This is a genomic window from Vagococcus sp. (genome assembly GCF_036639995.1).
Taxonomy (GTDB): domain Bacteria; phylum Bacillota; class Bacilli; order Lactobacillales; family Vagococcaceae; genus Vagococcus.
Window position 1 is genome coordinate 1 of sequence record NZ_JAVWHO010000063.1, and the last position, 9,726, is coordinate 9,726.

Consider the following 9,726-nt stretch of genomic DNA (forward strand, 5'->3'; position numbering starts at 1 on the left):
GTATAACGATCTGCCAGATTGGGTTGTTGAACCATCTAAAGATAAATTTAAAGCCTTAAAGGCTGAGGGAAAAAGTCCATCTAGCGAAGAAGGCAAAAAGCTATTTAAAAACTTTTTTATCATTGCGAACGTTTGGCTCTATCAAAATAAATTTATTGACTATTTTAATATGAGCGAAGCAGTTCGAATGGATGCTGATGAATTTTTATAATAGATATAAAACCAATTAAACCGAGGTTGTCCCCCACTCAATAATATTTAACCACGAGGGACAACCCAGCAATGGCAAGGAGTGAAAGGCGAGTGATAGAAGGCACTGGATATTTAAAATTTGTGAAATCTAAAGGCCATTTATACGTTTACCTTCATGGCCGGTTGCAAGGGGAGAAATCCAAAAAGCACCTGTTTAAATTTGGTCGTAGCGAGTGTGCTCTTGAAAATCTTTACTGCATGAGAGAAGCAAATAGGCTGCCTAACGAGTTAGCTAAAATGGGTTTTACTTTTGATGACTTGGATCAATGGATTTTAACAATCGAAACTAAGGTAACGCCTACAGGTAAGAAAATAAATATTTTGGAGTGAATCAATATGAATTTAGACCAAGTCATGGCTGAAATTGACACACTGGTATCAATGTATGATTTTTCGATTAGTGTTCTTCAAGATGTTGAAAAAAGGCTTCTGGATTATCGTGAAGTTAATTATGCCAAGCAGCAATTAAGATATTTAGAAAATATTGTAGCAAGAGGATTAGTTGAACTTAAAGATGGAGGGGCTAATGATTCTTTATTTTAGTAAGCAAGAATTTAACAAAAACGCATGTCGAAGCTGTAAGCAAAAAATAACTGACCATTTAGATGTTTTGGACGGAATGGAAGTTGATTTCACTGATGGAAACTTTGGAATTGTTCCCGAGTATGTAGTCCATGGTGAACATTATTATTTATACCCAGTTTCAATTGACTGGTGTTCTACCGAAAAGCAAGAAAAATTATTTTAACGGAGGGAAAACACATGAGAGAAACTAAATTTAGAGGGAAATCAGATTTATCAATTGAAGAGTCAGAGGAAGCTGGAGTACCTCATAAAAACGGTTGGATAGTAGGCAATCTTATTGGAGAGGAAAAATTTCCAGTGATTGTTGGTCCCATAGTAGATTGCAGTGATGAATATTTCAATACGGAATGGTGGGCTTCGGTTATTACAGAATCTGTAGGTCAATATACAGGATTAAAAGATAAAAATAATATCGCAATTTACGAGGGAGATATTTTGAAAAATGAGGAAGGTAAAATCGGATATGTTTCTTTTCTCGTTCAAGAAGTGGGCTATGTAGTAGTACTGGAAAAACAAGATTATAGATTAGGACATAGAAACACAGCGGAAAGTTACGAGATTGCTCAAGGTCATGAAATAGTCGGCAACATTTACGACAATCCGGAATTGTTGGAGGTAGAGAAATAAATGATACCGATTATTGAAGAATTAGAAGAATATAAAACTGACGGAATGCATCCATTTAATGAACAGGTTATATATGAATTTGAAAATGGATTTGGAGCTAGCGTTATCTTGGGAGAGCACACATATGGTTTAGAGATGATGCTGAGATGTGATGATGAGCAGCGCATTGCTGACGAAAATGATTATGTAATAAATCAAATAAAAGAGCTTGATTCTGATTTGTGGTATGACGTTGTAGGGCATATGGATAAAGAGAAAATGAGCGAGTTGTTACATGGAATTAAAGCGATTAAAAGGGAAAGAGGTGCTAGAAAATGACTAAAACAGATGAAACACCAGAAATAGTCACTATTTTTTGGGACAACGTAGAGTGGCACATCGAAAAAAAGAATCTCAAGTGGACCGATATTTTCGGGGGGAACACTTCAGATTACAAGGGTAAAAGAAAGAATATCTCACTTAGAAAAATTCAACAGGTAGCTGATGCTTTGGAAATTGATGACTACACTATTTTGTTTGAAAGGGCGGAGGACTTAGAATGGCTAAATTAAACGAGGATCAGCAGGTTGTGCTGGATTGGATGAAAAGAGATCTTCTAAACTTAGGAGTAGATAGCTTGCTTGGTGAGTTAACATTTTTAAGTTGCACTGGTGGATGGATGAAAAATGAGGTAACAGCTAGGGCTTATCGCAACCTATCAGATATTGAGCGGTTGCAAGTATTACAAGCATTTGCAGAATGGGGGTTAAGTCAAAATGACTGAAAAAAATTACACGCACAAAATTGTTATGTTTGATGTGAATAGTGCTGTTAGGAGAGCAAGATTTACAGATGATGAAAGTGCTTTTGATACTAGACAATTAATAATGAATGGTCAAAATTTGATTGTTGATGACGCCGGTGAAATGTTTATTATTAACAACATGGTCAAGATAAATGCAGTTGAGGTGATCGAGAATGACTAGAATTGATATAACGAACAGTCTTAGCGACTTGGTTAGAAAAAAATTATCTAATAATTGTAATTTTTGGGCAGAAGAAGTTGAATTGGATTTTGGTAAATCAAGAGTTGATTTTATAGGGTTCCAACCTCTTAATATTCTACAGCTAGGAATGTGTTCAGCAACAATAGATAAAGGAATTTTTAGTTTTTACGAAGTTAAATCTTGTATGGCTGATTTTAATTCCGGGCATGGGAAAACTTTCAAAGGAGATGAAAATTATCTAGTTTGTGAAAGAGAATTAGCTGAAGAGTTATTCCGAAAAGGTATTTTACCTAATGGAGTAAAAGTTATTGTCCCAAATAAGCCAAGAACAGCATTAGTTGTTGCTTTTGATTTATCAAATGATTACGGAACATGGTCAAGGCGGACGAAATCTTCAAGCGAATTATTGTGGAACATGATAAGTGCAAGAAAAAGTAACAAAATGGAGGGATAGGAATGAAAGAACTACAAATAGTTAAGTGTGAACTTCCGCTATTCCGTCCATTTTGGCAAATAGGAGACATCGTCAAACTGGATCATCATTTTTCAGTTAAAAGCGATGATGACTGGCTTATTCTTGATATGATTCCTCCTTTTTTTGAAAGTTGGAGAAAATCAGTGGTAGTTCTCTATCTGTGTCAGAATTTAACTCAAGCAGCAGAAAAAGCTGGAGTGTTTACGTTAACGGATTGGAATAAAAAAGCAAAAGACAGAACAACTGAAAAAACTCTTGAAGTTGAATATACAAGTGTTTTAGGAAAAGAGCAAAAATACAAACTTCCAGTAACCGGAAGCTTCGGATTCCTTGATGGCGTACCAGTTAAAACATTAGAAGTTATCAACTCTAAATTTAATGGGACGGATATTATAAGCAAATTTCATGCTCGTTATGTTGAGTTTCTATCTCCAAATGAAGCTAAGTCAAGGTTGTTAGAAAAGAGAAAGAGTGAGCTTAAAATGACTGTGCTTAGCATGAATGATTTTCCGAAAACCAAGTTTAAAAATAAGTGATAACGGGAGCAAAGTTGCGCTGGTTGTAAAAAACGGTCGATTATTGTAGAAAAGTTGTAAAAAGCAAATAACGTGTTTGTTGCTAAAAATGTATGTAAATTGTACAAATGTTTATATTAGCAAAAATCGTTGATATGGAGGTATTAGATGGAAATCAAATGGCACGGAAAATCAAAAGCACAAATGCACCGATTTATTGCGAGTAATGAGAAAAATGGGTACGTCGTAGTGGAAAAATATAAGCACCAGAAAACTTATTATGTTGTGATGACTAAAATTGATGGGGGTAATGATAAATGAAATTAACAGCAGATTTTGAAATAATTCAACCGGGAGTATTTGGGGCAAGAGAGGATCGCATGAGCATTACTAAGCATGGTATACGATTTTCAACAGGAGTTGCTGGTATGATGAGCTACACATCCCATATTGTCCTGTATTTGAACAAGAAAACGAAGCAACTTATCTTAATGCCTACAGCCCCAGAAGTTACAGGAGCACGAAAATTTTATAAGAAAGATGCAAAGGTTAAATCTCCCTTTTACTCAAATAAAGGCATGGTAAAAACAATTTGCGAATTAGGAAACATGGATGTATCAAAACATTCATATTCAATTAAACCAGAAAAAGTTGAAGGACACAAAGCAGCAGTTGGATTTGATTTAACAAAAAGTACAATTTTTAAATAATATGTCTGGTTGAATTAGTAGTTCCATCTCTTTTTATGAAATTGAATAAAAAAAAGACAGGTTCCCCTGCCTAACTCATAACTATTATAACACGAGGGGGACCATCTTTGGAATTTAAACAAGTAGAGTTATCTAAATTAAATGAATTAGAACTGAACAATTCAATTATCATTGTCAGCAATGGAATGATCAAGATGGCCAATTTACCAGCATTTGCTGATATAAAGCTAACAACGAATGAAAATAAGGTCACAGTAGTTAAATGCGAGACTAAAACTAAATTTTAGGAGTGGAATAAATGGGATTAGATATTAAAGCATATAAAAATATGAAAAAGGTAGAGAATGCAGAAAGAGATGCTTTTGGCATATTAGAAAGTGATGACTTATTAGAAATTCATCAAGATATCATAGATTATACAGAAAAAGAATTCAGAGGAAGAACGAAAGGGTTAAAGTCTGGGATTTACGAGTACAAACAATCAGATGGATTTCGAGCAGGCGGTTATATAGGTTACACGCTTTTTAGACAAAAATTAGAAAAAATTGTTTCAAATAGCCAACTTTATGAGTTTCTTATGTTTTCGGATTGTGAAGGTTACATCGGAAGTGTCGTGTCAAAGAAATTGGCTAACGATTTCAAGGATTTAGAATTAATGGCAAAAGAGGAATTAGATGAAAATGATTTTGAAACGTTTAAAAATTTTAAAAATGCTTTTGAACTAGCAAGTGAAAATGGTTGTGTAGAATTTTATTAAAAATAGTCTGACTAGAAAACTAGAGGACACTTTAACAGCGCTTAGGCGTTTGTTGAGGTGTCCTTTTTTGTTACTTATAAGGAGGAAAACACACATGAAGTTTGCTGATGAATTAATAGTCGAATATACAACTGATTTAAAGCCAATAAAAGCTCTCTACAGTTATTATAGGGATCATAGGAATATTTGTCTTATCTTGTTCAAAGAATGCGAAGAGGCGCAAGAATGGGAGCTTTCTGTTGAATTTAGAAATGATTACCAATATTATAAGGCTCGAGCAAAGGAACTAGGCTCTATTATCTCTAGTAGTGAGTATTCAATACAATGGTTACGTGATGCTAAAGAACCTGGGAATCGCAGAGAAATTGGGAGAAGGTCCAGATATCAACGGACAGAGTTATGGGGAGAAATTGAAGCAACAGCTTTAAAGGATTACAGAGATATTGATCTAGAAAGTTTATCAGATGAAGATAAAAAAGTGTTAGAAGAAATTTTAAGCTGCTTATCACTGAGAGAGTATGAAGCATATGTTTCAATTTTTGGAAAAGGAAACAGTTATCAAGAAACAGCAGATTTTATGAAAATAAGTAGGAGTTCAGTTCAAACTTTAATCAATCGTTCAATATACAAAATTGATAAATTAATTAAATTTGGTGCAAACATTACTCTTTTTTAGTAAGATAATTAAAAGAGGAGGAATTAATTTGAAACCAAAAAAGAAGGATGAAGCAAAGAAAGAACTATCTTTAATTTTTTCTGATTTAGATATTCTTACTGATGACGATCAAAACGATGGAGCCTTTAGTACTAGAGGAACAAAGGGAGATTTTAGACTAAGTAACATTGGTTTGGTAGCAAAAATGAAGATAGCATCTATTCTTTTTGAAGAAAAATGGATTAATAATAATTTTACTTATAAAGAACTAGATAAACATATTTTGAATTTTTGTATGGAAAATTATGCAAATACCGAAAATCATGATTTTGAAAAACTTGAAGTGTATTTGAAACAATTTGTACACACTGAAGTTGAACATAAAGTTGTTTCAATATTAAGGGGAACAAGTGGAGTAGAGGAAGAGTTGACTTATGGAGCTTTTAAAATTTATCCATCTAAATTAATTGATAAACATATTAAATGTAAAAATTGGGATGATTTAAAAAAAGATTTTCTTGATGAAAATACAGATGAAATAATGATTGAAACATCTGTTTTTTCATCTAATAAAAATAGGGCTCAAGAAATTGCTAATGAACGAATGGAAAATTTCATCAACATTCTTTCTTTTTTTGTATACTCAAAAAAAAGGAGATTTGAGTTGAGAATTGGTAAATCTGATTCTTTTTTACTTTCTGTTAGCTTAATAAATTATTCCAACACAGTGGTTTTACAAAGAAATATTAAGGGTCCTTTTTTCAAAATGGATTTGAAAGAAGTGTTAAATACTTGGGACGAATTCTTAAATAAACTTTTAAAAATTGAAAAAGACATTTGGGAAAATACTGCTAATGAAATTGAAAAAAGATTATTTAATTCAATTCAATGGGCTGGAAGGGCCTTAAAAGAAAGCTATGAGGATAAAAAATTTATTCAAGCTATGTTTGGTATGGAAGCATTATTGCAAGAAAAAAATAAAAACAATGTGATCTCTCCTTCAATAACTTCACAAATGAGCGAAGTTCTAATCTTTTGTTTAGGTGAAAATTATGAAGAACGAGCTGAAATCGAAAAAAATTTCAAACAATTATATACGACAAGGTCAAACATTGCACATGGAGAGAGAACCCAAGTTAGTGAGTATGAATCCAATTTAGTGTTAGATTATTTAAGGCATATCATTTTTTATTTTTTAAAAAATGATACTTTTAAAACATTTAAAGATGTTAATGAATTTATTAAAAATGAAAAGTATAAGAAAATGTAAATATTGTCATACAGATGCCACCAATAAGTGAAGAGTAAATTATTCTTCACATTCGTGTGTTTTTCCTCCTTTTTATCATGGTTGTGCGTGATAAGGTTGCCCCTATAGCTCAATTGGTAGAGCATCTGATTTATCAGAGTATGGTGGTTCGAATCCATCTAGGATGGTATCTTCCAGTCATCATCGACGTTGGGGAAGTAGATTGTAGCTCATACCCTTACACGAAGGGTATGAGTGTTTTTTTTATTATCTCGTAGTTATATCAGAAAATTTTTGATATAATTTAATAAAGGAGATGGTTTAATGCTTGGAGAAATAAATTTTAGTATTGATTTAGGTAATTTATGGGATATGATAGGAGCGTTGGGTACATTATTTGCAGTACTTATATCGCTATATTTAATTTTTAAAGAATCTATAAAAATGGGGAAAATTAAAGTTTATGGTTACCCTGAAGGCATTGAAAATATTTTTGCGATGAATGAATATGATGAAAAGATTATAAAGGTGCGATTTTTTAATTCAGGTAAAAAATACATTAAAATTACTGAGCTTGGTCTCGGTTATTATAATGGGAAAGATGTTATTCCGTTTTATTTTAAGAGTGAAGGAATGAAATTTGTTGAAGGTGAAAAGGTGCATGATCTTCCAATTGTTGTTAGAGAAGATGAGGATATTTGCATTACTTTTAGTCTTTTAGATGTAAAAAAAATAGAAGAAAAAAAATCAGAAGCATACGCATATGCTGTGGACTCAACTGGAAAAAATTATAATATTAGACTTATAAAATGACCTTACAAGGTCTTTTTATTTGCTCTAAATTACATAAAAGGAGGTTTCTATATGAATATAGTCAAAATGAAAATTGATGATTTAAATCCAGCTCCTTACAATCCTCGTATTGCATTAGAGCCTGGAATGCCAGAATATGAGAAGTTAAAGAATTCAATTGAAGAATTTGGATTTGTTGAAACTCCTGTATTTAATGAATTTACTGGCTATATTGTCGGTGGTCACCAACGGATTACAGTTGCAAAAGCACTAGGATATAAAGAAATAGAAGTTTCTATTGTTAATATTCCAGATCCCACTAAAGAAAAAGCTTTAAATATTGCTTTAAATAAAGTTGACGGCTTATGGGATGAAGGCAAACTTACTGAGCTTCTAAGCAATTTAGAAAATGAAGATTTTGAGTTGACGGGCTTTGAAACCGACGAACTAGATAGCTTAATCTCATCTTTTGATGATGTTGAACTTTTAATAGATAAGGTGAAAAACAATCCGATTGATTCAAATTTATTCGATACGTTCCTCTTTCCTCCATTTTCTTATTTAGATACAAAAAGCAAAAGATGGCAGGATAGAAAGAATCAATGGAAATCTTTAGGTATTAAAAGCGAGGTAGGACGTGAAGAAAATTTAACATTTACGAAAAATCTTAATTCAACAGGATTAAGCGGAACGAGTATATTTGACCCTGTGTTGTGTGAGTTAATATATCGTTGGTTCACGCCAAATGTAGAAAGTGAGATACTTGATCCATTTGCAGGCGGTTCAGTTCGTGGAGTTGTTGCAAGCGTGTTAGGACAAAGATATACCGGTATTGATTTAAGAAAAGAACAAGTTTCTGCAAATTACGATAACGCTAAAGAGATTGGGTTAGGAAATATAAAATGGATTACGGATGATTCTTTAAACCTAGATAATCATATAGAGGATGAAAGCAAAGATTTATTCTTTACGTGTCCGCCGTATTTCGATTTAGAGGTTTATTCAGATAATCCTGAAGATATTAGTAATATGGATTACGATAATTTTTCTGAAATCTATGCTGAGATACTCAAAAAAAGTGCAAGTAAGCTTAAAAATAATCGTTTCGCTGTAGTTGTTATATCTGATGTGAGGGACACAAAAACAGGCTTTTATCGTGATCTAACAGGCTTGACTAAAAAAGCGTTTGAAAACGAAGGGGTTCATTTTTATAATGATTTAATTCTTTTAAATGTTGCTGGTACCGGAGCTTTAAGAGCTAGATTAGGAATGAATAACAGAAAAGTCGTTCGGATGCACCAAAATGTTTTAGTATTTTATAAAGGAAATCCAAATGAAATCACGAAGTATTTTCCATTGCTAGAAACTTTAGATGAAAACCTAGAAAATATGGTTGAAAGCCTTGAGATATAAGCATTATTACCTTAAGCTTGCAGTATATTAAAAAAGGTAAGGTGGTAGCAATGACTAAAGAAGCACTGTATGATAAAGCAATTAAAGCACGTTCAATGTATAGAAGTGGTCTATTAACTCGAAAAGAGGCTATTAAAGAAATTGAACCATATACAACAATGTATAATGAAAAATCTAAAGAAATAGCAAAAAAGTTTAATCAAAATCCTAAGCTAATGAGCATACCCGCTTTTCTTAGGTAAACAAAAAAAGAGCAGGAGCGCTAACTCCTACTCATTTCACACAAGGCAAACAGCCCCGTTGAGATAGTGAACAGACCACGCGTGGTTTTCAAGAAGTCACTATCTCTATTTTCTATTATATAGAAACGGGGTTGTTTGTAAATGGGAACAAAAAATAAAGAAATCAATACTATTGACATTGAATTGCTTGAAATGGAGCTAGAGAACGAAATAAAAGACTCTGAAAATGTTGAAGAATACCGAAAAATTATTCGTGCTGCACTCGGTATATGGTTAAAGAACTTAAAAAATGGGACCATTAAGCTTAATTCTGTCAGTGATTTAAAAGTATTAATTGAAGCGGACACTATGTTGAAAAACTTGGAAGATAAATAATTAGGGGGTGGTGTTGATGTCAAAGGAGCTGTCAGAAGCTACAAGACAAAAGTATGATCTATTTGTTGCTGCTTATATTCGTTGTTTCAATGC

Annotated in this window: 21 protein-coding genes; all 21 read left to right on the plus strand. The window is 32.7% G+C overall.

Going from position 1 to position 9,726, the window contains the following annotated elements; translation table 11 throughout:
* Positions 1–211 (plus strand): hypothetical protein (locus RR554_RS11350; RefSeq protein ID WP_332468055.1); only part of this gene is annotated, 211 nt, incomplete at its 5' end.
* Positions 212–303: 92 nt separating this feature from the next.
* Complete coding sequence (locus RR554_RS11355; protein WP_332468056.1) at positions 304–582, plus strand: hypothetical protein; 279 nt, start codon at positions 304–306, stop codon at positions 580–582.
* Between the two features lie 6 nt (positions 583–588).
* Positions 589–795: a DUF6877 family protein gene (locus tag RR554_RS11360; protein WP_332468057.1), complete on the plus strand. Its 207-nt coding sequence runs from the start codon at positions 589–591 to the stop codon at positions 793–795.
* Positions 779–1,000 (plus strand): hypothetical protein, encoded by a 222-nt coding sequence (locus tag RR554_RS11365; RefSeq protein WP_332468058.1) that lies wholly within the window; start codon positions 779–781, stop codon positions 998–1,000. The genes RR554_RS11360 and RR554_RS11365 overlap by 17 nt, the downstream gene beginning before the upstream one ends.
* A 14-nt stretch (positions 1,001–1,014) precedes the next feature.
* On the plus strand, positions 1,015–1,464 hold the full coding sequence (locus RR554_RS11370; protein WP_332468059.1) for a YopX family protein: 450 nt from the start codon (positions 1,015–1,017) through the stop codon (positions 1,462–1,464).
* Complete coding sequence (locus RR554_RS11375; protein WP_332468060.1) at positions 1,465–1,782, plus strand: hypothetical protein; 318 nt, start codon at positions 1,465–1,467, stop codon at positions 1,780–1,782.
* Positions 1,779–2,015: a hypothetical protein gene (locus tag RR554_RS11380; protein WP_332468061.1), complete on the plus strand. Its 237-nt coding sequence runs from the start codon at positions 1,779–1,781 to the stop codon at positions 2,013–2,015. Before RR554_RS11375 ends, RR554_RS11380 begins: the two co-directional genes overlap by 4 nt.
* Positions 2,003–2,227: a hypothetical protein gene (locus RR554_RS11385; protein WP_332468062.1), complete on the plus strand. Its 225-nt coding sequence runs from the start codon at positions 2,003–2,005 to the stop codon at positions 2,225–2,227. Before RR554_RS11380 ends, RR554_RS11385 begins: the two co-directional genes overlap by 13 nt.
* Positions 2,220–2,429 (plus strand): hypothetical protein, encoded by a 210-nt coding sequence (locus tag RR554_RS11390; protein WP_332468063.1) that lies wholly within the window; start codon positions 2,220–2,222, stop codon positions 2,427–2,429. Before RR554_RS11385 ends, RR554_RS11390 begins: the two co-directional genes overlap by 8 nt.
* A complete protein-coding gene (locus RR554_RS11395; RefSeq protein WP_332468064.1) occupies positions 2,422–2,904 on the plus strand; it encodes a hypothetical protein in 483 nt (160 codons plus the stop codon). Before RR554_RS11390 ends, RR554_RS11395 begins: the two co-directional genes overlap by 8 nt.
* A gap of 2 nt (positions 2,905–2,906) precedes the next feature.
* Complete coding sequence (locus RR554_RS11400) at positions 2,907–3,461, plus strand: hypothetical protein (protein ID WP_332468065.1); 555 nt, start codon at positions 2,907–2,909, stop codon at positions 3,459–3,461.
* Between the two features lie 147 nt (positions 3,462–3,608).
* Positions 3,609–3,761, plus strand: coding sequence for a hypothetical protein (locus RR554_RS11405; protein ID WP_332468066.1), 153 nt, complete (start codon positions 3,609–3,611; stop codon positions 3,759–3,761).
* Positions 3,758–4,150, plus strand: coding sequence for a hypothetical protein (locus RR554_RS11410; RefSeq protein ID WP_135089076.1), 393 nt, complete (start codon positions 3,758–3,760; stop codon positions 4,148–4,150). The genes RR554_RS11405 and RR554_RS11410 overlap by 4 nt, the downstream gene beginning before the upstream one ends.
* Positions 4,151–4,257: 107 nt before the next feature.
* The gene (locus tag RR554_RS11415; RefSeq protein WP_322808653.1) at positions 4,258–4,437 is read left to right on the plus strand and encodes an XtrA/YqaO family protein; all 180 of its coding nucleotides are present in this window, start codon (positions 4,258–4,260) and stop codon (positions 4,435–4,437) included.
* Between the two features lie 11 nt (positions 4,438–4,448).
* Entirely contained in the window at positions 4,449–4,907 is a 459-nt protein-coding gene (locus tag RR554_RS11420; RefSeq protein ID WP_332468067.1) for a hypothetical protein, read from the plus strand.
* A 94-nt stretch (positions 4,908–5,001) separates the two neighbouring features.
* Positions 5,002–5,583, plus strand: coding sequence for a hypothetical protein (locus tag RR554_RS11425; RefSeq protein WP_332468068.1), 582 nt, complete (start codon positions 5,002–5,004; stop codon positions 5,581–5,583).
* A 172-nt stretch (positions 5,584–5,755) separates the two neighbouring features.
* Positions 5,756–6,832 carry a hypothetical protein gene (locus tag RR554_RS11430; protein WP_332468069.1) on the plus strand — a complete coding sequence of 359 codons (1,077 nt, stop codon included), beginning with the start codon at positions 5,756–5,758 and terminating at the stop codon, positions 6,830–6,832.
* Positions 6,833–7,135: 303 nt separating this feature from the next.
* The gene (locus RR554_RS11435; RefSeq protein WP_332468070.1) at positions 7,136–7,624 is read left to right on the plus strand and encodes a hypothetical protein; all 489 of its coding nucleotides are present in this window, start codon (positions 7,136–7,138) and stop codon (positions 7,622–7,624) included.
* A gap of 51 nt (positions 7,625–7,675) precedes the next feature.
* Positions 7,676–9,016 (plus strand): ParB N-terminal domain-containing protein, encoded by a 1,341-nt coding sequence (locus RR554_RS11440; RefSeq protein ID WP_332468071.1) that lies wholly within the window; start codon positions 7,676–7,678, stop codon positions 9,014–9,016.
* Between the two features lie 50 nt (positions 9,017–9,066).
* A complete protein-coding gene (locus RR554_RS11445; protein ID WP_322808648.1) occupies positions 9,067–9,258 on the plus strand; it encodes a hypothetical protein in 192 nt (63 codons plus the stop codon).
* Positions 9,259–9,399: 141 nt separating this feature from the next.
* Positions 9,400–9,633 (plus strand): hypothetical protein, encoded by a 234-nt coding sequence (locus tag RR554_RS11450; protein ID WP_135089059.1) that lies wholly within the window; start codon positions 9,400–9,402, stop codon positions 9,631–9,633.
* Positions 9,634–9,726: the final 93 nt, after the last annotated feature.